We start from the raw sequence: 24,472 nt of genomic DNA on the forward strand, positions 1-24,472 counted from the left end.
GGGGAAACCATGTCCGCCTGGCTGATCGAGCTCCGTCAGGCCCTGGTGGACGCGGTCCGGATCTTCGCGCTGGAGCCCCAGCGGAGTGGCGTTGGCCTGCTCGCGGACCTGCGCCGGATGGGGACGCGGGGATGGGCGTGGATCCTGTTGCTGGGGGGAACCATCGGTCTGGCCTTCGCCCTCCCGATTCCCGGAGTGGGAGCCGCCGCCCGCGCGGGTCTGGAACGGCCGGTGGGGACGGGGCTCCTCGCTCTCTGGGTCTCCTTCCTCTGGATATTGCTCATGGTCACCGCGGGGGATCTGCCCGCCGCCTTCCGGTTCCTGACGATGGTATATAGCCTCTATTACTTCGGCTTTCCTCTTCTCACCGGCCCCTCCCTGTGGGAGGTTCTGATCCCTGTCCTCGTCCTTTTCCTTTTCGAACGGACCCATCCCCACTCGGCGATGAAGGGGTGGCCCGGGCGGATCCTGTGGGCGCTGGCCCTAACGCAGTTCCCGCCCCATCCGATCCGCCCCCTTCCGCTCAGCATGGCCCTGAAGTCTCTGATCGGCATCGGGATCGCTACCCTTCCGCTCTGGCAGCGCCTCCGCCTTTCCCGGACCATCCGGGGCCTTCTCCTCGCCCTGGGCCTGGTCGGTCCCTATCTCATCGCGTGGGGGGCCTCGCCCGGGGCGCTGGGGGAGAGCCTCCGGGGGATGCTGCAGGCGGTGTGGGGCCTGAGCGTCCCGATCTGGCTGTGGCTGGGGGCCAACCTGGTGGAGGATGGGGCCCGCCTGGGCCGGTTCTGGAGCCGGCGGATGGGTCTGCTCCAGAACCGCCCGCGCCTCTTCGGTCTCCTTCCCTTCCTGACCCTCGCGGCAGGCCTCCTGGCCCTACCGGCCTTCTGGCCGGAGCTCTGGGCGGGTTTCCTGGTCCGCATCCCGGGGACGATGGCGGTGTTCCCCCTCTATCGGGAGCTCTGGCATCGGATCCGCGCGTGGCCCCCGGATGCCTATCTGGCGGCCCGGACCGCGGTAGGGGTGCTGTTCCTCCTGGGGGCGGCCGGCCTCTGGATGCGGCGGCGGATGGATCCCCTCGCTTTCGGGCAGCGATATGTGGCCCTCGCGGTGGGAGCGGTCGCCTTCCTCTTCGCCTTCTATCAGGCCTTCTTCGGCGCCCTCGATCTGGATCTCCCTCAGCAATGGTGGCCGCTGCTGCTGGTCATCCTGGCGTGGACGTGGGAGCCGTTGAAGGGCCTGCAGGAGATGCGGGAAGACGCCGAGGATCTGCTGGAGTGGATCGTCGCTGTTGCGCTGCTTCTGCTCACCATCGTCATGGTTCAGCAGCTGACGGATCCCGGGGCCCTGATCCGCGTGAGCGCCATCTGGCCGTTGCTGGGGGCCACGGTGTGGGGCTTCCCCTATCTCGTGTTCACGGCCCTCCAGACGGCCCGGGGGCCGGAAGAGGCGGGCGAGATCTCGCCCGTTCGGCCCTTCCTGCTGGGCTACGGGTTGATGGTCCCCCTGACGGCGGTCCTCCCCCTGGAGGATCGCTGGTTGCCCCCTCTGGCCTTCCTGATCGGGAGCATGCTCCTCCCGCCCCCGGAGGGCTCCCGGGTCGCCCGCTGGATCCATGGGGCGTGGATCGGCCTGGGGGCCGTGGGCTTCCGGGTGGCTCCATGGATCCTCCCCCTGCCCGTGCTCCCGCTGGCCGGGGGATGGCTGGAGCGCCTCTACGGTCGGACCCCGGTGGAGTTTCTGAGCGCGGCGTATTTCCTCCAGGCGGTGGGGGCCCTCCTGGCCGCCCTTCCCTTCCTCGGGCTTCACGGCCCCGGATGGCGCGGGCGGATCGGGGGGATCCTCGGCGCGCTCCTGTGGGGGCTGTGGTCCCTCGGGCCGTCCGCATGAGCCAACGGCCCGGCTGTTCCCGTTCTCGGGGGACAATGGAATCCGAAGGGATCCCCTCGCGCTTCCGGGAGGTTCCAATGACCGGGATGGAGCCCGTGCCCCAGCGGCGGATCGTGCGGATCTACGTGGTGCAGCTCTTCCAGGAGCCCGACGGGGCGCTCTACGGCCGCGTGACGGAGCCCGCCACCATGCGCCAGTGGATCTTCCGGGACCTCGGAGATCTGCCCCGCATCCTCCGGCTATGGATGGAGGGTCCCCCGGTAGCGACATCAGAGGATTGAGGGGGGATCTCACACGGAGGCAAGAAGAACACGGGAAAAACCTTTGTGCCCTCAAGTGCCTCCGTGTGAGCCTTCAACGGGCTTCCGCGGCCATCCCGGTTTCCCGGCGCAGGACCTCCCGCAGGCGCTGGATCTCCGGCTCCCAGCGGGCTTCCCCCAGGGCGATCCGCTGGTGCTTGCGGAAGGCCAGCTCCGTCGCCAGCGCATAGATCCGCCCGAGCCGCCAGAAGGTGGCCATGTCTCCCCGCAGCAGCGCTCCCCACTGCGCTCCCATGCGCCCGAAGATCGAGGCGCACTGCCGGTAGAGGGATTCCGGAAGCACCCCAGCGCCTACCTCCTCCCGGAGATACTGCCGGATCCAGCGCTGCTCCCGCGTCAGCCCGTAGAGGGCGATGGCGAAGATCAGCAGCGCCCCCAGCCAGTCGAAGGGGATCCACAGCAGGCAGAACAGCGGGGATCCCGTGGCTTCGGTCAGCGTGGCGGTGGTGTTGTGCAGGGCGTGGAAGGCCATCGCCCCGCCCAGGCCCAGGACAGGGGCGGTCAGGCGGACCATCGGGGAAGGCGAGAGGCGGGCGGCGGCGAACCCCAGGCCGGTGAGGGCTGTGAAGGCCGCGTGGTTGAGACCGAAGACGATGGCCCGGCCGATGAAATTGCCGAACATCCCGGCCAGCCCGCCCTCAGAGGCGGCGCTCAGGAAGTAGAGGACGTTCTCCGTGGCGGCGAAGCCGAAGCCCACCAGGGAGCCGTAGAGGAAGCCGTCGTAGAGGCTGTCGATCTCCCGGCGATACAGGAGGAAAAGCAGGAAGACGAAGAGGCCCTTGAAGAGCTCTTCTGTGAAGGGGGCGACGAAGATGCCGCCCAACGCGCTCCCCGCGCCCTTTCCGAGGACGGCGCCCAGCACGCCGAAGATCGGGATCTGGGCGCACAGGGCGAGCAATACGGTGGGGACGCTGCCCCACAGGAAGGCCGCCCCGATCAGCCAGAGCGGCTCTTTCTCGAAGCGATCGAACCACCATGCGAAGGCGGCATAAAGCGCCATCGGCCCGAAGCCCAGCAGCGGCGCCAGACAGAGGGCGATCAGTGGGAATGTCCCCGCATTCTCCATGGCCGGTCTCCGGATTGAAGAGAGTGTCCCCCCAGGTCCCCTTACGCGCTCAGGTGGCGCAGGGCTTCTCGCAGGCGCTGGATCTCGCTCTCCCAGCGGGCCTCGCCCAGGGTCGCCTGCTGGTGCTTGCGGAAGGCCAGCTCGGCGGCGATCTGGAGCTGCTGCCCACGCCGCCGCCAGGCCGCCGTGTCGCCCCGGAGGAGCGGACCCCACCGATAGGCCAGCCAGCCTGTAGGCGAGCGGAGGGTCTCATACAGGGGCGCCGGGAGAACGCCGGCGGAAACCTCCTCGGCGAGATAACGGGCGATCCAGGCTTGCTCCCGGCCCATCCCGTAAACGACGATGCCGAGCAACACCAACACCCCCAGGGCGTTCACCAGCGTCCGCAGCCCGGCCAGCCCCGGGTTCCAGAGGGTGGGGATGAGGACGAGCTCCCGGAGGCTGTGGAACGCGATGGCGGTTAGAAGGCCCAGGACCGGCCACGCCCACCGGGCGGATCCCCGGCTCAGCCGCGCCGCGGCGAGCCCCAGGCCGATCCACGCGGTGAAAAAGGCCTGGGCCAGGCCCAGGGTCGCCGTCCGCCCGAACGCCTCGCCCAGGCTCCAGCCCCGGGCCGGAGCTCCGAGGATGGTGTCCGCGGCCGCGAAGGCGAAGCCGGTCAGGGCGCCGTACAGGAAGCCGTCGTAGAGGCTGTCGATCTCCCGGGCATACAGCAGGAAGAATCCCAGCAGGAGCAGGCCCTTGACGATCTCCGCCAGCGCCGGCAGCAGGATCGCGTTCCCCCAGGTTCCCATGGTCAGCGGATCGAAGAGCGCAGCGCCCCCGGCGAGGACCAGCGGCCGCAGCAGGACGATGGCCATCGCCGAAAGGCTGCCCCAGAGGGCCGCCACGCCCATGAGGGTCAACGGCTCCTTTTCATAGCGATCGAACCACCACATCACCCCCGCGAAGATGGCGGTGGGGATCAGCGCGCCGACCATCGCGACCCCCAGCGCCGCGATCCCGGACACAGCCATCGGGCACCTCCTTTCCGCGCCGCGAATCGATGTCGCCCTCAGCGGGCGGCATAGGTGAACACATACAGATACGTGTAGTTCCCGGTGTCGACGATGTAGCCGGCGAACTTCAGGGTGCCGTCCTCCCGGTAAGCCTCAAAGGCCATGCTCCCGCTGCTGTGGCTGAAGTAGCCGGGCTCGTTTACCACACCGTCCTGATCGAAATCCGTGTCGATCAGCGCGTATTGAAACGGCGTGTGGATCGGCTGGGCGCCCTGGGCAGTGACCAGAAGCCCCTGGAACCCCTGCACGTTGGGGAAGAAGGGGCATGGGAAAAGGGTGTAGCCCGGCTGGTCCACCAGAGAGCAATCCCGGTTGACCCGCAGGCCGCCGAAGGGGAACTGCACCTGGATGCTCCCATCCCCCAAGGCGCGGACCTGGATGGCGGATCCGGCCCCTGAGGTCAGGGGCTGACATTGATTGGCGTTGACATCACAGGTGTAGCCGCCCGTCTGGACCAGGGTGAACCCTCCAGCGGTTCCCCCGGGGGCAGGGGCCACTGGCCCGCCGGGGCCGCCCTGCGGCCCGCCGCCCATCGGCCCGCCGCCCGCCCCGGGCGAGGGGGCCGGGGCGACCGGCCCGCCCCCCGGACCTCCGCCGCTGGGCCCGCCGCCCGAGACACCGGGCGTGCTAGCCGGTCGGACGGCCGGGGTGGCCGGCCGTACAGGATGCTGGTTCTGGCCCCGGAGGGCCAGAGCACCGACCCCACAGATCACCAGGCCGAGGATCGCCAGCCCGAGGAAGAGCAACCCGGCACATCCGCCCCCCACCAGCAGCGGCAGCCGGCTTCCTCCTGAAGATCCGGATGACTCCATGCTCGACATCGCTCCCTCCCGGAAGGTTCTGGGGATGTTCCCCGGATGCGGAACATAGCATAGGCGGGGGCTGGGAACATGTTGTGAACAACGGAGGCTGTTTTCAGATCGGCTCCCCGCGATGGAGGCGCTCGGCGAGCCAGCGGGTGAGCGGGGAGGGAGCGGCCTGAAGCTCCCGGCGAAGGGCCTCCACAGCCTGCTCGTAAATCCACAGGGCGCGGGATCGATGCCCCTGGCGGGCCCACGCCCGCATCAGAACCTGATAGCCTTCCTCCAGCCAAGGCGCGTCCTCGACGGCGCGCTCCGCCCAGCGGATGGCGGCATCCAGCTCCTGGAGGATCAGGGCGTCTTCCGCCAGCGCCTGGGCGGCTTCTGTCCGCAGGGCCCGCCAGCGTTCCTGATAGGGAATCAGCCAGGCTTCGTAGGGCCGATCGGGCAGCAGCAGCGGCCACTCCTCCAGGCGCTTCGCCAGGGCCGCCCACGTCTCCCGGGGCATGGGGCGGGTGGCCAACGCCCGCCGGATCTCCGCCTCGATTCGCTCCACATCCACTTCCACCACGTCGTGGGGATCAAAACGCAGGGCATCGCCCTTGACGTCGAAATAGCGGAAGGGACCTTTGGGGCGCATGGCGGGCTCCAGAACGTGATGCAGCCAGGAGAAGAGCCGCCGCAAAATCTCCTTCGCGGCTTCCAGATCATGCTCTGGCCATAGATCCTCCAGGATCCGTTCCCGGGTCAGCCACTGGCGGCGGTGGAGGGCGAAGTATTGCAGAAGCCGGGCGACGGCCGGCCGGGGCCAGACGGACTCCGTTAGGAGCTCTCCTTTCCGCCGGACCTCGAAGCGGCCGAGCAGCTGGATCTCGAGGGGAGGCGGCGGCAGGGATTCGAGGAACTGGAGGGCACCTTCCAGGGCTTTGCGGATCGCCGGGTGGCGCTCCCGGCGCAAAGCGTCCTGCAGGAGCGGCATCGCCGCCTCCTCCCGGGTGGCCGCCAGGGCCCGCGCCGCCGCGCGGCGGATGCGCTCCCGGGGGTCCCGCAACAGCTCCTGGAGGATCGGGAGGGGCCGCAGGCGGCCCAGCGCGTGGATGGCCTCGTCCTCGTCGATTCCTTCTTTCAGACAGAGGAGCCAGAAAGCCGTTCCCAGCTCCGGATCGCGGGCGGACAGTCGATCCTCCCGGCCGAGCCGGCGGAGGGCGGCTTGGAGGTGGCGGCGCCAGCGGGGATCCCCGACCGCGTGGGCCTGGAGGGCCCGCAGCGCCCGGAGCCGGAGGTAAGAAGCTCCCGCTCGTGCGGCAATGAGGGTCTCCACGGCGGGGTGGTTCTCGATGCGCCCCAGAGCCTGAGCCGCCAGGTCGCATTCCAGGGCGACCAGGGCCCGGGCCAGGGGAGCGCCATCGAGCCGCGGGAGCGCCTGCTCCGCGATCCGGAGGGCCTCCTCCGGCTGCCCCTGCCGGCGGGCGTGCCAGGCCTCTGCCTGGGCCAGAAAGCCTGCCCGCTCCGGATGCCCGTGGACCAGATCCCCGGCCCGCGCGAGGGCGGAGGCGGCCTCCTCCCCATGTCCCTGGCCGATGGCGCCCATCGCCCGGCACCACCAGAACCAGAAGTCGTTGCTGGCCTGGCCCTCTTCCACTTCCCGCGTTAGGGCCTCGATCTCCCTGAGGATCCGTTCCAGCTCCCCCCAGGCTCCCCTTTCGATCGCCAGGATGGCCCAGCCGATCAGGTGGGTGATCCGCTGCGCGGGCCGCCCGGCGTAGTAAGGGGCGTTGGCAGCGAGCAGCGCCCGCGCCTCCTCGAAGCGCCCGGCGGGGATCTCCACGCCCACCGCCCGGTTGTGGCGGAGGAAGACCGGATAGTGCGGATCCCCCAGCTCCTCCGCCAGGGTCATCGCCTCCCGATAGAGGCGGCGGGCCTCGCTCAGACGTCCCAGGCCAGCGCAGGCGTCGGCGGCCGTCTTCAAGAACCGCATGCGGAGCGTGAGGGAGCGGACCTCCCGGAGCCCCTGGGTGCTCCAGGCCAGGCTTTCCCCGAAGCGCCCTTCAACGTAGAGCACCGAGGCCAGCATCAGGGTAGCCTGATCCCGCAGCGCGGCATTCTCCCGCTGCTCCGCCCATGTCAGCACCTCCCGGAGGACGGCCCGGCCCTCCTCCCAGTGGCCGGCCCGATGCAGCTCCTTGCCCAGGCGGAGCATCAGGTCTGGCGCCTCCCGGCGCGCAGGCTCGGGGAGGCCCATCACCCAGCGCTGGAACGTCCGCCGCCGCCCCCGGTCCCAGATGAAGGCGTCCGGCAAGGTCCGCAGCAGCCGGATCGCCTCCGCTTCCAGCCCTCCCGCCAGCGCGTGTTCGATGGCCATCTCGAGATCCCCTCGCCCTTCAAACCAGGCCATCGCCCGGGCGAACAACGGGGGAAGCGGCTCCGGCGCGTGGCGCAGCAGGAACTCGCGAAACAGCTCGTGGTAACGCCAGCGGTTCGGAGGGCCGGCGGGCTCCAGGAACAGCCGGCGCCGCTGGGCCTCAGCGAGCAACGCCGGCAGCTGGCTTGAGAGCGGAGGACGATCTTCGAGGAGAGCGGCTGCCAGTTCGAGGTCGAACATCAGAGGGACAGCAGTGCGGAAAAGAAACGCCTGCAGCGTTTCGGGGAGCGTTCGAAGCAAGGAGCGGGCCAGCTCCTCGAACAGCCGGTCCTGGGCTTCCGGCCAGCGTTCCGGGAGCGGGCGGTCCGCGTCGGGTTGGGCGAGGAGCGCGATGGCGATGGGCCAGCCCCGAGTGCGGGCATGGATCTGGGCGGCCGTCCCATTATCCACCCCAAGGACCATGGAGATCTCGCCGATTGAGAAGGCCAGCTCCACTTCGGTCAACCAGGTTTGCGGGAAAGGGCCCTCGCACAGAAGCTCCGGGATCCAGCGTCCGGCGATCACCCAGCGATCCGGGGCATGGGCGATGGCCTCCCGGAGATCGCGCAGGGCCTCCGGCCCATCGGCGAGAAGATGGACATCGTCGAGGAGACGAAAGCGCGCTTGCTCCAGCGGCGCCAGCGCCTCCTGCAGGTTCCCGGGGTCAATCGCCGAGGGGGTCAGCGGGAGATACCGGCTGCCGGGGAGGTGGAGCTCCAGGGACCGCAGGAGTGCACTCTTGCCGTAGCCGGGCGGGGCGGCGATCCACACCGTTCCATGCCGCAGGCCTTCCTGCACCCGCTGGATCAGATGCGGGCGGATCTGAACGGCCGCAAGGGCTCTGTTCGCGCCCATCCCTGGGCCCCTCCAGGGTCAGGATCGGTTCGTTCCTTCGCTCTTCTGGTTCTCAACCTGCTGAGAGCCATCGTGGGGGGTGCGGTGCCCTCTCCAGTCGATCGCATCGAGCAGGTTGTTTTAATTATAACCGACGCTCGTATCGGTGTGGGTCACGCGGGTGTCGAAGGAATTCGACCGGGGAGGGCCTTCGGCGCGATGGCCGGGATGGCGTCGAATGAATTCGACCTCGAGTGGCCTTCGGCCGATGGCCGGCCAGAAAGCATCTTCGCGTCGGCGCAGGCCGACGCCTGGCGCGGAGCGCCTTACGAGGCCGATTTCCATCGGCGTGAGAGGCCATCCCGGGGGGCAAAGCACCGTGTCTGGGGTCTGCCGGGAACGGGGGTCTGGACTTCACCCCTGGTCTTTCAGAAGGGAAGCGGGCCAGGGGAAGCGATGGAATGGAGTTTGACATGGCGGCCCGAAGGCGTATTCGACGGTCCGTTGGTGGAGACCTGCGATCACGGACCACAGGGTGGCGAACCCGGGGCGGTGACCGCAGACGGGGGCCTCATGATCGCTCAGCGCCTGGCGCAGGCGTTCCCAGGGCGGCGCGCCCGCGCTGGCGATCCGCTTCACCAGTTGTTCCTTCCGTCGAATGGAAAATCGCAGATCCCGGGGGCCGTGATACGCCCGCAACGCCGGATGGTCATAGTGGTTCGTCACCGTCAGGATCCCGTTCTCCGGGGCGCGCACGGCCACGCCGAGCGGATGGACCTCTACCGCGAACCCCTCGCGGGGATCGGCGATCAGGAAATTCATGGGAAGCATATGGGGCATCCGCAGCAGCAGCTCGACCGCCTCCCCGGCCGATCGGCAGCGCTCGAGCAGAATGCGAGGAACCAGATGGAAGGGGATCCCGGGCCGAGGCGGGGGCTCATCGGCCATCACGGCGTGCAGGGAGACGAAGAGACCCGCCTCATTGACCCCATCGTAGCGGCCGCCGGGGACGCTGCCCATCATCCCCAGGGAGGCCATGCCTCCCTCCGGTCGCAACCCGATCAGATCCCGTCGACGTTGAATGGGTTGGAAATCGTAGTTCCGCCCCACCCACACCCCCTCTGGACTCCACCATGCCACAGCGGAACAGGCGAACAGGCGGGCGCGCATGGAGGTCCGGCAGACCTGCTGCCAGAGGAATCGGGAATCCAACCCCTGGGCCGCGGCGTAGCCCTCGTATTCCTCAATCAGGGGAGGATGCCAGCGGGCCACCAGCCGGCGGCAGGCTTCCGCCAGCTCCGGATCCGGGGGCGAAGGCCACCAGGGCGGACGGCGGAACGGCGGGTCGAGATGGCCCATCGCTTCCCCGATGGCCCGATGCGTGCCCGTAAGCTCCAGAAAGCGATAAGGAGCAGGCAGGTTCATCCATCCCCCTTTCGTGGCTGGGCCCGTAGCGCGCGTAATACGGCCAGCTCCTCCGGGGCGGGCGGCGGCGTGACCGCCAGATCCGGGGCGATTCGGAGAGGCCATCCCGTTCGCTCCTGCACCGTTTCCACGGGGATTCCCGGATGGATCGCGCTCAGCACCAGTTCCCCGGAGGCATCTGGAGTGAGGATGCCCAGATCCGTGATGACCGCTGCCGGCCCGCCCCCGGAGAGCCCGGCCCGCTGTCGGCTTCCCCATCCTTCCAGGAAACCGGGCGCGGTGCGGAAATCGCAACGTTCAGGGAAGCGACGCCGCTCATGAGGGGTGATCACATAGAAACGGCCCGCCCACGCGGCGATCTCTGCGGCACCCCCCGATCCGGGCAGCCGGACCTGGGGCCGGTGATACGCTCCGATCACCGTGGCGTTCAGGTTCCCGAAGCGATCCACCTGGGCCCCGCTCAGGAAGCCCACGTCGATCCGCCCTCGTTGCAGGTAGAAGGCGAACAGATCGAACATCGGGAGGACAGCCAGCGCCCCGCTCACCAGCGCGGGATCGCCGATCGAAAGGGGGAGGCGGCGGGGACGGGCGCCGATGACGCCGGCCTCGTAGATCAGAACGAGGTTCGGGGCGTGGAGGCGCCGGGCCAGATTGCAAGCTAGGTTTGGCCATCCGATCCCCACGAACACCACCTCGCCGTCCCGAAGCATCCGGGCGGCGGCGATGATCATCATCTCCTCCGGCGTGTAGTCCATCGCCTTCCCTCGATGTCATAGGCAGGAAGCCCCTTCGGGGGCGTCCCGCTCGCAACTCCTCATCGTCGGGATCCGGGCGCCTCCCGCGGGATCACCGTGAACGTCCGGAGCTGATGCTGTCGCATCACCTGGAGCTCCACGGGGCGTCCCGGAGGCCAGTGGGCCAGGAATCGGTGCAGCTCCCCCAGGCTCTTCACAGGTTGCTCCCCAATCCGGATCAGGACATCCCCTTCTTGAAGCCCGGCCTGAGCCGCCGGCCCCCGGGGATCCACTTCCAGGATCTCCAGGCCGGTGGCGGAAGCCGGCCATGCGATGGGGCGGATCTGGACCACGATCCCCAGGTAAGCCCGGCGGATGCGGCCTTCTTTGATCAGCAACGCTGCGACCCACTCCGCTGTATAGCTGGGGATGGCGAAGGCGATGTTTTCCGCCCCCAGGATCGTGGCCACGCACACGCCGATCACCTCGCCCCGGCTATCGACCAGAGGGCCGCCGGAGTTCCCCGGGTTGAGGGCTGCGTCGGTCTGGATGATATCCTCGATCACCTGCCCCCCCGGGCCCTGGAGCGCTCGCCCCAGGCCGCTGATGATCCCGGCCGACACGGTGAAGTGGAAGCCCAGGGGATTGCCAATGGCCACGACCAGCTGTCCCAGGCGCAGACGGGAGGAGTCGCCCAGCCGCGCGGCCGGGAAGGTTTCCCCGCGCTCCACCCGCAGGACGGCCAGATCGGTGTAAGGATCCTCGCCGATGAGGCGGGCGGGGAAGGTGCGGCCATCGATCAATGTCACCTCGGGATCCCGGATGTGGCGGATCACATGGCTGTTGGTCAGGAGATAGCCATCCGGGGTGATGAAGAAACCGGAGCCCATCGGCTCGATCGCCCGGTGCCTTCGAGGGGCACCGGCCGGCCGGATGCTGACCACCGCCGGGCCGACCTGCTCCACCACACGGATCACTGTCTGGGAATACGCATCCAGCGGTTCCTCTTCGCGCATTTCCATTCCTGCAGGACTTCGGGAGTCCCTCCGGTCGAATCAACGGCGCAGCTCATGAACTTCCATCAGCGCCCAGAGGCGAGCGGGGTCCACGGGCTCCACCTCCAGCCCGAACACCTCCCCGAAGGAACGGGCGAGGGCTTCCTGGACCGTGGCCAATTGCCGGGCCCGCTCGGCCTCATCCTCGGGTTCCCCCCAGAACATCGCCATCGAGACCACGCCCTTATCCGTGATGCCGCAAGGGACAATGCCGGTGAAGTAGGTGAGATCCGGACACACGTTGAGGGCGAACCCATGCGTGGTGATCCCCCGCGCATCGACGCGCGCGCCGATCGCCGCGATCTTCGCGGGGGCCTGCCGCAGATGGGGCGGGCACCAGGCGCATCGGCTCAGCGCATCCGGCTGCACCCACACCCCGGGGGCTCCGGGGATCGTCCCTGCGGCGATGCCGAAGCGGGCCAGGGTCTCCACCAGCATCTGCTCGATCCGGCGGACGAAGGCCACTTTGTCCAGACCCAGAGCCGGGAGATCCAGGATGAAATAGCCGACGACCTGGCCCGGGCCGTGATACGTGACGTCGCCGCCGCGATCGGTGACCACCACGGCGACCCCCCGACGGGCGCGTTCCCCCTCATCCCACAGGATATGCTCGGGGCGGGCCGAACGCCCCAGGGTGAACACGTGGGGATGCTCCAGCAGGAGCAGCGTATCCGGGATCTGCCGGGCTGCGCGCGCCTCCGCCAGCGCTCGCTGCAGCGCCCACGCGGCCGTGTATTCCACGGTGCCCAGTTTGGACCACCAGCCTTTCATCGGTTCCCTTCCTCGGGCCTCCGCCGCCCAGGATCGCCCTTTCCCGGAGTATCTTCATCCGCTCCTCTCATCACCTGGACCATGTTCGGCGCACGATCTCCCCCCGCCCGCCCAGGGGGCTCTCCGGGCGCCCATTGATGCGCACCTGGAGGGCCGCAGCGTTCCCGGTCTCCAGTTGCAGAGACGAGCGGGCCTCCCAGGTTCGGGTTTCCCCCGGTCGCAGCAAGCCTTGATAGACCACCTGATCATCGGCCCGGATCCGTATCCACACGTGCTCGCTGGCCTCCACTTCAAGGCGGAGCGCTGGCGCGGGGGCTGCGGATACGGGGGTAGAAGTAGCGAGCGGAAGGGATGCCGCTCCGGGCACAGTGGGTGCTGGAGGAAGCCCCAGCGATCGAACCCGCCATGGCCCACGGGCCAGCCCGAGGACGCCGGCCAGCAACAGGATCGCCAGGCCGATGGAGGCAAGGGGTCGCCATGGAAGAGCAGGGCGGGCCGGGATGCGGGTGAGTTCGAACATGGAGGGCATGCGGGAAGGTTGGGCTGGGGGGACGGCCGTCGGCATCCCATCCCATTCGGCCAGGAGCGCGGTCTCATCCAGCCCCAGCCACCGGGCGTAGCGGCGCAGGAATCCCCGCGCATGGGCGGGGCTGGGGAGAAGCGAGAAGGCCTCGTTCTCCAGCGCCTCCAGATAGATGCGTTTGATCCGGGTTCCTGCCGCCGCTTCCTCCAGGGAGATCCCCCGGGCTTCCCGGGCTGCCCGCAACTGCTCCCCGATCCCCACGCTTATGCCTCCCGTTCCACCACCACCTGGACCTGGGCGGAGATCTCCGGCCCCAACCGCACCTTTACCGGGTGGGTGCCCAGAGTGCGGATGGGGGCCTCCAGCTCGATCCGCCGTCGATCCACCTCCACCCCGAGCTGTTGAGCGATGGCCTCGGCGATCTGCTGGCTCGTGATCGCGCCGTAGAGCCGATCGCCCTGCCCGGCCCGAGCCCGGATCGTCACCGCGGCTCCCTGGAGCCGGGCGGCCTTTTCCTGAGCCGTGCTCAGCTGGCGGATCCGGCGTTGCTCGGCAGCCTGGCGGGTTTCCACCGCGTGGCGGATGAGGCCTTCGGTAGCTGGCGTGGCCAGGCCTTTGGGGATCAGGAAATTGCGCGCGTAGCCGTCGGCGACCTCTTTCACCTCGCCGGCCCGCCCGAGGTTCGGCACATCCCGCAACAGCACCACCTTCATCGCGCTGATCCTCCACGCCGGGATCACTCGATCAGGACGGAACTCCTGGGGTATCTTATCAGGAATCCGATGACGGGACAATCGCGATCCGGGCAACCGGCGAGCGCCCGGCCGGCTCGTTTCCGGGAGAACGCTGACCGCGCTCCCTCTTCCCGTGGCCCGGAGCATCCGTTCGTTGGGCTCCCGGCCAGGGAGGCGGGAAGGCTCCTCCCTGCTTTATCTCCCCCGCCCATGGCCTTTTCGCTGATCCTCTTGACAAAAAATCGGGCGCGTGCTATATATAGCGACAAACTTCCGGAGCGACCGAAGGCGATGGTTGTGATGCGCTCTACCCCACCAGCTCGCGCGAGGGGCGCTCCGCCACGGCGGATCGCGCAGCGGGTGGATTTCATCTCCTCGATGAACACCTGTATCTGTCCTGAGCGGGGGCAGAAGGTGGCCGCCCGCTTGGGACGCGCGCCCCGCTGAGTGGAACCGACCCCCTTCTGCCTCCGCCTTCTCTCATCTCCTGACGGAATCACCCTGACTCAGATCTGCTCGGCGTCCTCTCCGGCTATCCCTGCTGCTTCGCCCGGATGGCGTTTGCTGTAAACGTCCCTGTATATCCCATTCGGGGGGATGGGGATAGGCCGGGCACAGAGCGATGGCAGCCGTTCTCTGTCTCTTTCCCCATAAACCCTGATCCGGGAGGTTGGTCATGGCGACGTATGCGGATCCGTTGGCCCTGGTGGACACCGAGTGGGTGGCGCAGCACCTGCAGGACCCGAAGGTGCGGATCGTGGAGGTGGATTATGACCCGGCCAGCGCCTATCATCTGGGTCACATCCCGGGCGCTGTGCTCTTCGACTGGCGGAAGGATCTGAACGACCCGGTGCGGCGGGACATCCTGAGCAAGGAGGCCTTCGAGGCCCTCAACAGCCGTGCGGGGATCTCCAACGACACCACTGTGGTGCTTTACGGGGATTTCCGGAACTGGTTCGCGGCCTTCGCCTTCTGGATCTACAAGTATTACGGCCATGCGGATGTGCGGTTGCTGAACGGCGGCCGCAAGAAGTGGATCGAGGAGAAGCGCCCGCTCACTGAGGAAGTCCCTTCGTATCCTCCAACCACCTATCGGGCTCAGGATCCGGACGCCCGGCTGCGGGCGCATCTGCCCTACGTCCTGAACGTACTGGGCAAGCGCGGGGTGGCCCTGGTGGATGTGCGTTCCCCGGCGGAGTTCACCGGGGAGATCACCGCTCCGCCGGAGTATCCCAACGAGGCGGCCCAGCGGGGCGGCCACATCCCTGGGGCGGTGAACATCCCATGGTCGAAGGCCCTGAACGACGATGACACCTTCAAGGATGCCGAGTCCCTGCGCCGGATCTATGAGGAGGCAGGGGTCACCCCGGACGAGGAGGTGATCACCTATTGTCGCATCGGGGAGCGTTCTTCGGTGACCTGGTTTGTGTTGCGCCATCTGCTGGGCTACCCCAATGTCCGCAACTATGACGGTTCCTGGTCGGAGTGGGGCAACACCATCGGCGTTCCGATCGAGCGCTGAGGCGAGGCGAGGGCGGGCCTCCGGCCGGAGGCCCGCCCTTCGGAAGACCGGAGGGAAGCCATGGCACGGATCGTGCGGACCGTGGATCTGCGGGCGGGGATCGAGCTGTGCACGGATTCCCCGATCGGACGGGTTCAGCAAGCCCTGGCCGGCCTAGGGCCGGAGGAGGCGGTGGCGGTGTGGGTGAAAGGCTACGCCGACGAGTTCACCGTCACCGCATGGGCGAGGCGGAATGGATATGCGGTCCTGGAGGTGCAGCGGGAGGGTGAGGAAGCCCGCATCCTGCTTGGGGTTTCCCCCGAGCTGGAAAAGGAGATGTGAGTCTTGTGTTCAGGAGGGCAAACGATGCTGGTTTTGATCGAGGCAGCGCCGACGGTTCCCAGCGGTCCAGAGACGGCGGCTCGAACTCTGGGATCTCTTGCTCAGGCCTTGCGGGCCCGAGGAGAGCGCCTGGTGGAGGCCCAGGTCGCAGCGGATCGCTCCCGTTTCTTTCTGATCATCGAGGCCTCCGAGGTGGGGGCCGCCGAGCAGGCCGTGCGGGAGGTGGGGCTGGAGGTTCGGCTGGCTAAGCCGGTGCGTCTGGTCGGTCAGGAGGTTGAAGAGATCTCCCGAAGCCCCTCGGCTGTGGACTTTATCGTGGAATGGAATTTCCCTCCCGGGCTGACGATGGAAGCCTATCTGGCTCGCAAGCGCGCCAATTCCCCGCGCTACGCGCTGGTCCCGGAGGTGCGGTTCCTGCGCACCTATGTTTGCGAGGATATGAGCAAATGCATTTGTTTCTATGAGGCCGAGCGGGAGGAGGATGTCCGGCGAGCCCGGGAGGTGGTGGAAGCCCCCGTGGATGCGATCATCCGTGTGGATCGGGAGTTCGACCCGGGGCTTTCCGATCGAAGCGTTGCGGGAGGGGCAGGATGAGCTTGCTGAGCGCGGAAGGGTTGTCGAAAAGCTATTCCGTCCGAGGGCGCCGGGTGCCGGTGCTCCTGCGGGTTTCCCTGGAAGTTCCGGCAGGTCAGGTGCTGGCGGTGTTGGGGCCCAGCGGGGCAGGGAAATCCACCCTCTTGCGTCTGCTGGCTGGGCTGGAGACCCCCGACGAGGGGGAGGTCCGACTTCGGGGAGAGCCGATCCGGGCAGGTCACCCGGAGCTGGCGCTGATGTTCCAGGACCCCTGTTTGCTGCCCTGGCTTTCGGTGCAGGAGAACGTCCATTTCGGGGTTCGATTCATGGGGCTGTCGGGAGCGGAGTCCCGGCGGCGAGTTGAGGAAGCGCTGGCGTGGGTGGGGCTCCAGGAGTTCGCGGATTGGTATCCCCATCAGCTTTCGGGGGGAATGGCGCAGCGGGTGGCGCTGGCCCGGGCGTTGGCCCGTCACCCCCGGGTGCTTCTGCTCGATGAGCCCTTCAGTGCCCTGGATCCGCCCGCTCGTCACGCCTTGGGGGAGTTGATCCGGCGAGCCGCCGGAGAGGGGATCGGGGTGGTCCTGGTCACCCACGACGTGGAGGAGGCGATCCGGCTGGCGGATGAGGTGATCGTTCTCACGGCAGGCCCCGGTCGGGTGTTCATGTATCAGCCTCTGCATGGATGGGAAGCGCCCCATCGGATCCTGCGCCGCGCTCTGGAGCTCGCAACGGCCGATGGTTGGGCTTCTCATCGTGCGCTCGCCTTCCCGTTCACCACAGGTTTCCGTTAATCGGAGGTGAAGAACATGGGGCGTCCTCCAGGCCGTCTCTGGCGGCGTCGGGAGTTGCTGACGACGATGGGAGGGATGCTTCTGGGTTGGGGGATCGGGGGGCTCTCCGGCTGTTTGCCTCGGGCGATTTCGCCCTCGCCCCTCGAATCCCCGGCTTCCGCGCCCGGCCTGCAACCCGGTCGTCCGTTGCGGATCGGTTACCTTCCGATCACCGATGCATCGCCGCTGCTGGCAGCGGAGGCTCTGGGTTTCTACCGAGAGGAAGGATTAGGCAGCGCCGAGCTCCGGCTGTTCCGCTCATGGGCTCAGCTGATGGAAGCTTTCCAGGCCCGACAGGTCGATGTGATCCATCTTTTGATGCCCGCGGCGATCTGGCTGCGCTACAGTCGCCGTTTCCCCGCACGGGTTGTGGCCTGGAACCACGTAAACGGCTCTGCGTTGACGGTCCGTCCGGAGATTCAGCAGTTGAAGGATCTGGGCGGACAGACCGTAGCGGTGCCCTTCTGGTATTCCATTCATAACGTGATTCTGCAAATGCTTTTACGAAAGGCGGGCCTGAGGCCTGTGCTCGGCGGAGAGGGGAAGGTGGGTGCGGAGGAAGTGCGTTTGATTGTGTTGCCGCCTCCGGAGATGCCCCCAGCCCTGGCCTCCGGACGGATCGCCGGGTTCATTGTGGCCGAACCCTTCAACGCGCTGGCTGAGGTCCAGCAGGTGGGGCGCGTCCTTCGTTTCACGGGCGATGTGTGGAAAGAGCATGCCTGCTGTGTGGTGGTGATGCACGAGGCCGATCTGGAAGGAGCTCCCGTATGGGCGCGAGGCGTGGTTCGGGCCGTCGTTCGTGCTCAGGTGTGGTTGCGTCAAAATCGGCGGGAGGCTGCTCGCCTGCTCTCCCGAGCAGGCCGGGCTTACCTGCCCCATCCCCCCGAGGTTCTGGAGCGGGTGTTCGCCGCCCATCTCTCCGGGTATGAAGGCGTCCTTCAGCATCCCGAGTGGTCGCCCATGCGAATCGATTTCCAGCCCTTTCCTTATCCCTCCTTCACGGAGGCGCTCGTCTCCGCCTTAAGGGAGACGGAAGTGGAAGGCGAGACGGGGTTCCTGGGGGCTCTCGACGCTGCCGATGTGGCGCGGGATCTGGTGCTGGAGGAGTTGGCCCGGCGGGCGGTCGAGGAGCTGGGAGGGCCTGGGATCTTCGGCCAGCCGGCGACATGGCGCCGGCAAGAGCGCATCGAGCCATGAGGCGGTGGCTATGAAGCAGAGGGGGATGGCAATTCTACTATCCTGCCTTGGGTTGGGGATTGGATGGGGACTCTGGGAAGGGCTCATTCGCATCGCGGTGCCCCGATCCTCCATGGCTGCCGCGTTCGCTCCGGGGCCTTCCCTGGAGGCCATGTATCATCTGATCCGGGAGGGGGTGCTGCTCTATCACGCGGGGGTGAGTCTCCGACGGGTTCTGATCGGGCTGGGGCTGGCGGTGGGGGTGGGAGTGCCCTTTGGACTGGCCCTCGGGTATTTTCCCAACTTGGAGCGGGTTGCTGCCCCGATTCTTCAGTTCGTGCGCACGGTCTCCCCGCTCTCCTGGATGCCCATCGCGGTGATCGCCCTGGGGATCGGGGATCGTGCGGTGATCTTCCTGATCGCCATCGCTTCTGTGTGGCCGATCCTGCTGAGCACGGCCTCTGGGGTGCGCCACCTGAATCGGAGCTGGCTGTGGCTGGCCCGCAGCGTAGGAGCTTCAACAATGCATATCCTGATCCACGTCGCCCTCCCGGCCGTGGGGGCTCAGCTCTTCAACGGGCTTCGGATGGCCGTGGGCATCGCCTGGGTGGTTCTGGTCCCTGCAGAGATGCTGGGGGTAAGCAGCGGGCTGGGTTATTTTCTCCTGGATGCGCGCGACCGTCTGAGCTACTCGGAGCTGATGGCGGCGATCCTGGGGATCGGGGGGGTGGGCCTGCTGCTGGACACCGGGATCCGCACGCTGGAGGTTCGCTGGCGGAAGTCGGGGGAGGGGCGCGCGTGATCTGGCGTGGATATCGAGTGGTCGAGCGGACGTGCGACGTGCTGGTGATCGGAGCCGGCATGGCCGGGTTGACCGCGGCATGGGCGGCCGCCCGGGCGGGGGCCCGAGTGCTGGTGGCGTGCAAGGGATTCGCAGGGGCTGATGGAGTCAGCCCCTTCGCTGGCGGGGTGGTGCTGTATCTGCTGCCGGAGGACGATGAAGAGGAGTTTCTTCGGGAACACGAATACCTTAACGAGGGGCTGATCCATGCCGAGGTTCTCCGGCGGGTGATCCGCCAGAATGCCTCCCTCTGGCAGGCGTGGGGACGGTGGGGGGCTCCGTTGGAGCGGGAGATGGATGGCTCTCCCCGCCGACGATGGCTGCGGATCGGTGGGCGCTCCCATGTTCCCCGGCTGGTTGTGGACAGCGTGGAGCTGATGCGGTTTCTCCGGCGACTGGCCTTGCGCTCGGGCGTTCGCCTGTTGGAGCAGACGTGCCTCACCGGCCTCTTAAAGGATCCGGCGGGAGCGCTGGCAGGGGCGGTCGGTTTCCGGCGACAGGATGGAGAGCTGGTGATCGTTCGCGCTCCTGCAGTGATTGTGGCCTCCGGTGGGTGCTCATGGCGGGGGGCCCATATGGGACAGCACAATGTGATGGGGGATGGCTACGCGATGGCGGCCCGCTTCGGAGCGGAGCTGGCTTCTATGGAGTTCTGCGCAAGCTATGTGGCTACCTGCTCCTTGTTCGACAGCCATGGTCAGTGTGTGCTGGCTGCTCTCGGAGGGAGGTTTCGAAACCGTCTGGGAGAGAACATCCTGATCCGCCATGGCCTGCCGGAGCCGGCCCCCACCCATCAGCTGGCGCTGGCCATGATCCTGGAACTCCTGGAAGGTCGAGGGCCCGTTCGATTCGATCTGCGGGGGATCTCCGAGGAGGAGCGTCGCGATTGGGAGGAACGGTTCCCCTTGGTAGCCCGCGGATTGCGGCGCACGGGTCGGGATGTATTCGCCGAACCGGTACCCTGGTTCCCAGGGTTCACCGGCTCGATCGGGGGAAGCGGCGGGATTCGCTGGCAGAGGCTCGGCGGGTGGACCAGCATCCCGGGTCTGTTTGTGGCGGGGGATGCGGCCATGCGCACGCCGATCACAGGGGCGGGCAGCGGCATTACTTTCTTGAATCTGGCGTGGGCAGGGGTCAGCGGTCTCTGGGCCGGCTTGTCGGCCGCCGGGTGGGTCCGAGGCCGCTCCGCGCCGGAACCTGAACGGACTGACAGGGCGATCGAGGAGGGTTTGAGGGAAACCGTAGAGCCTCTGGAGCGCCGAAAGGGACCCTCGCCCCGCTCGGTGCTCCGTCAGCTCCAACAGGTGGTGGTGGATCCCTGCGTCAGCTTTCTCCGGACCCGCGAGGGATTACAAGCGGCCCTGTCCCGGATTCGGGAGATCCGTCGGGAGGCCGAGGGGCTGCAGGCACGGGACTGGCACGATCTGGCCTGCTGTCATGAGGTTCGTCATGCCGCCCTGGTGGCGGAGGCGATGCTGGCCAGCGCTGTGGTTCGGGAGGAGAGCCGAGGCTGGCACCGCCGCCTGGATTTTCCGAACCCGGGAGGCCCCGTATGGGAGGTCTGGACAGCGGCGCGCCTGCAGGGAGAAGGAGCGGATGCGGATTTCGAGGTCTGGCTCTGGCCTCCCTCCTCGTTACGGGCGGAACCTCCGGAGGGCGCAGATGATCTGCTTCGTGGATGAGGAGCGGTGCGTGGGATGCGGCCTGTGTGTGCGGGTCTGCCCCTTGGATGTGTTCCGGATGACCCCGCGGGATGGGCGGGGGAAGCCGGTGGCCCGAGCCATCTATCCCGAGGATTGCATGAGCTGTTTCATCTGCGAGGAATACTGCCCGGTAGGCTGTCTGTATGTCAGCCCGGAGCGAAGCCCATTGCACGCGGTATGGCCTTTCCCCGCTGAGATCGAAGGGAGGGAAGAGAGATGAGCGAGATCGAGGCGCTCCTGCGTCACAATGAGGCCTACGCGGCCTCCTTCGACCAGGGTCATCTCCCCGCTGCTCCCTCCCGCCGGCTGGCCATCGTGACCTGCATGGACGCGCGCATCGATGTGCACCGGATCCTGGGCCTTCGGGAGGGCGAGGCCCACATCATCCGCAACGCCGGAGGGGTGGTCACGGAGGATGTGATCCGTTCCCTGACGATCTCCCAACGTCTGCTGGGCACGCGGGAGATTATGCTGATCCATCATACGGACTGCGGCATGCTGACGTTCCGGGATGATGATTTAAAGGATCGCATCCAGGCGGAGATCGGGATCCGGCCGCCCTTCGCCTTCGAGGCCTTCTCCGATCTGGAGGAGGATGTCCGACAATCCATCCGGCGGCTTCAGGCCAGCCCCTTTCTGCTCTATAAAGACGCCATCCGCGGCTTCATTTACGACGTGCGCACCGGCCGGCTCCGCGAAGTCCCCATGAATCCCTAACCCTTCCGGAGGTGAGTGATGGTGCTCTGGAAGCCCGACCCCAGCTTCTATCCGTCCCCTCGGCTCGCCATGCAGGCGCCCCCGGAGCGCCTGGCCTATGTGGCGACGGTGAACCCCCAGCCCGATGGGCGGCCCGATGCCCTGGCGGTGGTGGATGTGGACCCGCGTTCCCCCACCTACGGTCAGGTGATTGGAAAGGCGGAGCTGCCCTATGCTGGCGATGAGCTCCATCATTTCGGCTGGAACGCATGCAGCTCGGCGCTGTGCCCTTATGCGCCCCATCCCCACGTTCAGCGCCGATACTTGATTCTCCCTGGGTTGCGCTCGTCCCGGATCTACATTGTGGACACCCAGCCGGATCCCCGGAGCCCCCGTCTGGTGCGGGTGATCGAGCCGGAGGTGATCGCCTCCCGGACAGGCTACTCCCGCCCCCACACCGTGCATTGCGGGCCGGATGGGATCTACATCAGCGCCTTAGGGAGCCCGGAGGGGGATGGGCCAGGGGGGATCTTCGTGATCGATCATTACACCTTTGAGGTCCTGGGGCGCTGGGAGGTGGATCGAGGTCCGCAGTTCCTGGCTTACGATTTCTGGTGGCACCTGGGCTACGATGTGCTGATCACCAGCGAATGGGGAACCCCCCGCATGGTGGAGCAGGGAGTGGATGTCGAGGCTTTGCTGAACGGCCGCTATGGACATCGTTTGCACGTGTGGGATCTTCGGCGTCGTCGCCATATCCAGAGCCTGGATCTGGGGCCAGAACATCAGATGGTCCTGGAGCTGCGGCCAGCCCACGATCCGACGAAGGCCTATGGGTTTGCCGGGGTGGTTCTATCCTTAAAGGATCTGTCCGCTTCGGTATGGCTCTGGTATCGTGAGAACGGGTCCTGGGCTGTCCGCAAGGTCATCGAGATTCCAGCGGAACCGGCAGATCCGGATCTGCTCCCTCCCCTCCTCCGGGACTTCCGCGCCGTCCCGCCCCTGGTGACCGATATCAATCTCTCCCTGGACGATCGCTTTTTGTATGTTTCATGCTGGGGCACCGGGGAGTTGCGCCAATATGATGTCTCCGATCCCTTCCACCCCCGGTTGACCGGTGCCGTGCGCCTTGGGGGGATCGTGAGCCGTGCTCCTCATCCGAAAGATCCCGCGCGACCCTTGAACGGAGGCCCGCAGATGGTCGAGATCAGCCGGGATGGCCGCCGGGTCTACGTGACGAACTCCCTGTATATCCCATGGGATCCGATCTTCTACCCGGATGGCATTCGGGGATGGCTGGCGAAGCTGGATGTCGGTCCCGATGGGGGGGTGGCCGTGGATCCGGCGTTTTTCGTGGAATTTGGGGATTACCGGCCGCACCAGGTCCGGCTGGAAGGAGGGGATGCTTCCTCGGACTCCTTCTGCTATCCGTGAGGAGGCCTGGGGGAGGGAGGAGGGATGACGGACTGGATCCCGTGGGGCGGGGTGTTTCTGCTGGGAGCTTACCATGGCCTGAATCCCGCGATGGGGTGGCTGTTCGCTCTGGCTCTGGGCCTGCAGGAGCGACGGCGCCGGGCCCTCCTGCAGGCCCTGGTGCCGATCGGGATAGGTCACTTCCTGGCCGTTGGAGCGGTCGCCCTTTTGCTGACGGCCCTTCCTAACGTTCTGCCCCTTCGGTTCGTGCGCGGGGGGATCGCCCTGGTCCTGGCAGGTTTTGGGGTGTTCCGGCTGGTCCGCGCTCGCCATCCTCGATGGGTCGGTCTGCGGGTGGGATTCCGCGATCTGGTCCTGTGGTCAACGTTGATGGCCTCCAGCCATGGCGCAGGCCTCATGCTTTCTCCTTTCCTGCTCGGTCCATTCTGTGTGGTCCCCGGGCAGTATGGGAGCGGAGGGCTTGATCCTGCATGGCTGCTGAGCCTGCGACACAGCCTCCGCATGGTCGGCGCGCATACCCTGGGGTATCTGCTCACCATGGCCTTGGTCGCATGGATCGTATATGAAGGCGGCCGATGGGCTCTCCTACGACAGGCCTGGGTGAACCTGGATCTCCTCTGGGCCTTCGCCTTGATGGCTACTGCGCTTTTCTCCTTCCTTCTTTGAGAAGAAGTCCGCCCCATCCGCTCTCCATCCTGCCGCTTCCCGGGATGAGGTCCTCCATCCATCGGACGACCATCCGCGCTTTCGGAAAGGGGTGGCGGCTTCCCGGAATCCCTTTGGGGCGCGGCGTCCATCCCACGCTCCGTCGGGCTCAACCTCTCGCCCATTGACGCCCCCTCCCTTTGTGGTAAAATGAACAAAAGACCCGTGTGGGGGGAAGCATGGGGACGGGAACCCTCCTGGAGTATGTGCCGATCGGGCTGTTGCTTCTGATCGGCCTGGGGATCGGAGCGGCAGCCATGCTGGCACCGGCCCTTCTGGCCCCTCGACGGCCCAGCCGTCGCAAGCACCTTCCCTATGAGTCGGGCATGATCCCCATCGGTCCGGCGCAGCGGCGTTTTCCGGTCAAATTTTATCTTATCGCCCTTCTTTTTATTCTATTTGATATTGAAATTGTTTTCTTCTATCCATGGGCTCTGCAAGTTCGAGCCTTGAAGGTTATCGCTCTGATGGAGATGGCGATCTTTGTTCTGATCCTGCTGGTGGGATATGTCTACGCTTGGCGGAAAGGAGCCTTCGAATGGGAGCGGTGAAGGAGCCGGTGGCGGTGGTGGCGGGTCAGAAGACGGGGGAGGTGGGGGTGGCGCTCACCACGCTGGAGGAGGCGCTGGAATGGGTAGCCGCCTGGGGGCGGACCCGGGCCATGTGGCCGTTGCTGTTCGGCCTGGCGTGTTGTGCCATCGAGATGATGGCTACCCAGGCCAGCCATTACGATCTTTCCCGGTTCGGGATGGAGATCATGCGGGCCTCGCCGCGCCAGGCGGATCTGATGATCGTGGCCGGTCGGGTGAGCCGGAAGATGGCCCCAGTGGTCCGGCGGCTTTACGATCAGATGACCGAGCCGAAGTGGGTGATCGCCATGGGCGATTGTGCCTCCACCGGGGGGGTCTTCAACAATTACGCCATCGTCCAGGGAGTGGATGAGATCATCCCGGTGGATGTGTATGTCTCGGGTTGCCCGCCCCGTCCCGAGGGGTTGATCGAGGGCATCCTCTTGCTGCACGAGAAGATCCGGCGCGGTGGCCGGATCCGTTGATCGGGTAGG

At 67.0% G+C, this 24,472-nt stretch carries 25 protein-coding genes; 15 read left to right on the plus strand and 10 right to left on the minus strand.

What is annotated here, in order from left to right; genetic code table 11:
- Positions 1 to 9: 9 nt before the first annotated feature.
- Positions 10 to 1,887, plus strand: coding sequence for a hypothetical protein (locus VAE54_RS13545; protein WP_322802506.1), 1,878 nt, complete (start codon positions 10 to 12; stop codon positions 1,885 to 1,887).
- Positions 1,888 to 1,964: 77 nt separating this feature from the next.
- A complete protein-coding gene (locus VAE54_RS13550; RefSeq protein ID WP_322802507.1) occupies positions 1,965 to 2,168 on the plus strand; it encodes a hypothetical protein in 204 nt (67 codons plus the stop codon).
- Between the two features lie 73 nt (positions 2,169 to 2,241).
- On the opposite strand, the gene VAE54_RS13555 is transcribed toward VAE54_RS13550, so the two are convergent.
- The 10 genes from VAE54_RS13555 to rplI form a co-directional block, all read right to left on the minus strand.
- The gene (locus VAE54_RS13555) at positions 2,242 to 3,273 is read right to left on the minus strand and encodes a PrsW family intramembrane metalloprotease (protein ID WP_322802508.1); all 1,032 of its coding nucleotides are present in this window, start codon (positions 3,271 to 3,273) and stop codon (positions 2,242 to 2,244) included.
- A 41-nt stretch (positions 3,274 to 3,314) separates the two neighbouring features.
- On the minus strand, positions 3,315 to 4,289 hold the full coding sequence (locus VAE54_RS13560; protein ID WP_322802509.1) for a PrsW family glutamic-type intramembrane protease: 975 nt from the start codon (positions 4,287 to 4,289) through the stop codon (positions 3,315 to 3,317).
- A 38-nt stretch (positions 4,290 to 4,327) separates the two neighbouring features.
- On the minus strand, positions 4,328 to 5,152 hold the full coding sequence (locus tag VAE54_RS13565; RefSeq protein WP_322802510.1) for a hypothetical protein: 825 nt from the start codon (positions 5,150 to 5,152) through the stop codon (positions 4,328 to 4,330).
- Between the two features lie 94 nt (positions 5,153 to 5,246).
- Positions 5,247 to 8,387 (minus strand): BTAD domain-containing putative transcriptional regulator, encoded by a 3,141-nt coding sequence (locus tag VAE54_RS13570; RefSeq protein WP_322802511.1) that lies wholly within the window; start codon positions 8,385 to 8,387, stop codon positions 5,247 to 5,249.
- 393 nt (positions 8,388 to 8,780) lie between these two features.
- On the minus strand, positions 8,781 to 9,791 hold the full coding sequence (locus VAE54_RS13575) for a C45 family peptidase (RefSeq protein ID WP_322802512.1): 1,011 nt from the start codon (positions 9,789 to 9,791) through the stop codon (positions 8,781 to 8,783).
- On the minus strand, positions 9,788 to 10,546 hold the full coding sequence (locus VAE54_RS13580) for a CoA-transferase subunit beta (protein WP_322802513.1): 759 nt from the start codon (positions 10,544 to 10,546) through the stop codon (positions 9,788 to 9,790). The genes VAE54_RS13575 and VAE54_RS13580 overlap by 4 nt, the downstream gene beginning before the upstream one ends.
- Positions 10,547 to 10,605: 59 nt before the next feature.
- Positions 10,606 to 11,541 carry a S1C family serine protease gene (locus VAE54_RS13585; RefSeq protein ID WP_322802514.1) on the minus strand — a complete coding sequence of 312 codons (936 nt, stop codon included), beginning with the start codon at positions 11,539 to 11,541 and terminating at the stop codon, positions 10,606 to 10,608.
- 39 nt (positions 11,542 to 11,580) lie between these two features.
- A complete protein-coding gene (gene lipB / locus VAE54_RS13590; RefSeq protein WP_322802515.1) occupies positions 11,581 to 12,351 on the minus strand; it encodes a lipoyl(octanoyl) transferase LipB in 771 nt (256 codons plus the stop codon).
- A gap of 70 nt (positions 12,352 to 12,421) precedes the next feature.
- A complete protein-coding gene (locus tag VAE54_RS13595; protein WP_322802516.1) occupies positions 12,422 to 13,135 on the minus strand; it encodes a helix-turn-helix domain-containing protein in 714 nt (237 codons plus the stop codon).
- A gap of 2 nt (positions 13,136 to 13,137) precedes the next feature.
- Positions 13,138 to 13,587, minus strand: a complete 450-nt coding sequence (rplI, locus tag VAE54_RS13600; protein ID WP_322802517.1) for a 50S ribosomal protein L9 — start codon at positions 13,585 to 13,587, stop codon at positions 13,138 to 13,140.
- Positions 13,588 to 14,284: 697 nt separating this feature from the next.
- Here rplI and VAE54_RS13605 point away from each other — a divergent pair.
- The 13 genes from VAE54_RS13605 (at position 14,285) to VAE54_RS13665 (ending at position 24,463) form a co-directional block, all read left to right on the plus strand.
- Positions 14,285 to 15,130 (plus strand): sulfurtransferase, encoded by an 846-nt coding sequence (locus VAE54_RS13605; protein WP_322802518.1) that lies wholly within the window; start codon positions 14,285 to 14,287, stop codon positions 15,128 to 15,130.
- A 60-nt stretch (positions 15,131 to 15,190) separates the two neighbouring features.
- Positions 15,191 to 15,451 carry a sulfurtransferase TusA family protein gene (locus tag VAE54_RS13610; RefSeq protein ID WP_322802519.1) on the plus strand — a complete coding sequence of 87 codons (261 nt, stop codon included), beginning with the start codon at positions 15,191 to 15,193 and terminating at the stop codon, positions 15,449 to 15,451.
- Positions 15,452 to 15,475: 24 nt separating this feature from the next.
- Positions 15,476 to 16,045, plus strand: coding sequence for a DUF4242 domain-containing protein (locus VAE54_RS13615; protein WP_322802520.1), 570 nt, complete (start codon positions 15,476 to 15,478; stop codon positions 16,043 to 16,045).
- Positions 16,042 to 16,815, plus strand: a complete 774-nt coding sequence (locus tag VAE54_RS13620) for an ABC transporter ATP-binding protein (RefSeq protein WP_322802521.1) — start codon at positions 16,042 to 16,044, stop codon at positions 16,813 to 16,815. The genes VAE54_RS13615 and VAE54_RS13620 overlap by 4 nt, the downstream gene beginning before the upstream one ends.
- Positions 16,816 to 16,881: 66 nt before the next feature.
- Positions 16,882 to 18,051: an ABC transporter substrate-binding protein gene (locus VAE54_RS13625; protein WP_416223818.1), complete on the plus strand. Its 1,170-nt coding sequence runs from the start codon at positions 16,882 to 16,884 to the stop codon at positions 18,049 to 18,051.
- 151 nt (positions 18,052 to 18,202) lie between these two features.
- Positions 18,203 to 18,832 (plus strand): ABC transporter permease, encoded by a 630-nt coding sequence (locus VAE54_RS13630; protein WP_322802523.1) that lies wholly within the window; start codon positions 18,203 to 18,205, stop codon positions 18,830 to 18,832.
- Positions 18,829 to 20,553 carry an FAD-binding protein gene (locus VAE54_RS13635; RefSeq protein ID WP_322802524.1) on the plus strand — a complete coding sequence of 575 codons (1,725 nt, stop codon included), beginning with the start codon at positions 18,829 to 18,831 and terminating at the stop codon, positions 20,551 to 20,553. Before VAE54_RS13630 ends, VAE54_RS13635 begins: the two co-directional genes overlap by 4 nt.
- Positions 20,534 to 20,794 carry a 4Fe-4S dicluster domain-containing protein gene (locus VAE54_RS13640; RefSeq protein WP_322802525.1) on the plus strand — a complete coding sequence of 87 codons (261 nt, stop codon included), beginning with the start codon at positions 20,534 to 20,536 and terminating at the stop codon, positions 20,792 to 20,794. The genes VAE54_RS13635 and VAE54_RS13640 overlap by 20 nt, the downstream gene beginning before the upstream one ends.
- Entirely contained in the window at positions 20,791 to 21,291 is a 501-nt protein-coding gene (locus tag VAE54_RS13645) for a carbonic anhydrase (protein ID WP_322802526.1), read from the plus strand. The genes VAE54_RS13640 and VAE54_RS13645 overlap by 4 nt, the downstream gene beginning before the upstream one ends.
- 18 nt (positions 21,292 to 21,309) lie before the next feature.
- Positions 21,310 to 22,704, plus strand: a complete 1,395-nt coding sequence (locus VAE54_RS13650) for a selenium-binding family protein (RefSeq protein ID WP_322802527.1) — start codon at positions 21,310 to 21,312, stop codon at positions 22,702 to 22,704.
- A gap of 24 nt (positions 22,705 to 22,728) precedes the next feature.
- Positions 22,729 to 23,370 (plus strand): hypothetical protein, encoded by a 642-nt coding sequence (locus VAE54_RS13655; RefSeq protein ID WP_322802528.1) that lies wholly within the window; start codon positions 22,729 to 22,731, stop codon positions 23,368 to 23,370.
- 218 nt (positions 23,371 to 23,588) lie between these two features.
- The gene (locus tag VAE54_RS13660; protein ID WP_322802529.1) at positions 23,589 to 23,960 is read left to right on the plus strand and encodes an NADH-quinone oxidoreductase subunit A; all 372 of its coding nucleotides are present in this window, start codon (positions 23,589 to 23,591) and stop codon (positions 23,958 to 23,960) included.
- Entirely contained in the window at positions 23,948 to 24,463 is a 516-nt protein-coding gene (locus VAE54_RS13665; RefSeq protein ID WP_322802530.1) for an NADH-quinone oxidoreductase subunit B family protein, read from the plus strand. Before VAE54_RS13660 ends, VAE54_RS13665 begins: the two co-directional genes overlap by 13 nt.
- Positions 24,464 to 24,472 lie beyond the last annotated feature (9 nt).

The sequence above is a fragment of the Thermoflexus sp. genome (assembly GCF_034432235.1).
GTDB lineage: Bacteria > Chloroflexota > Anaerolineae > Thermoflexales > Thermoflexaceae > Thermoflexus.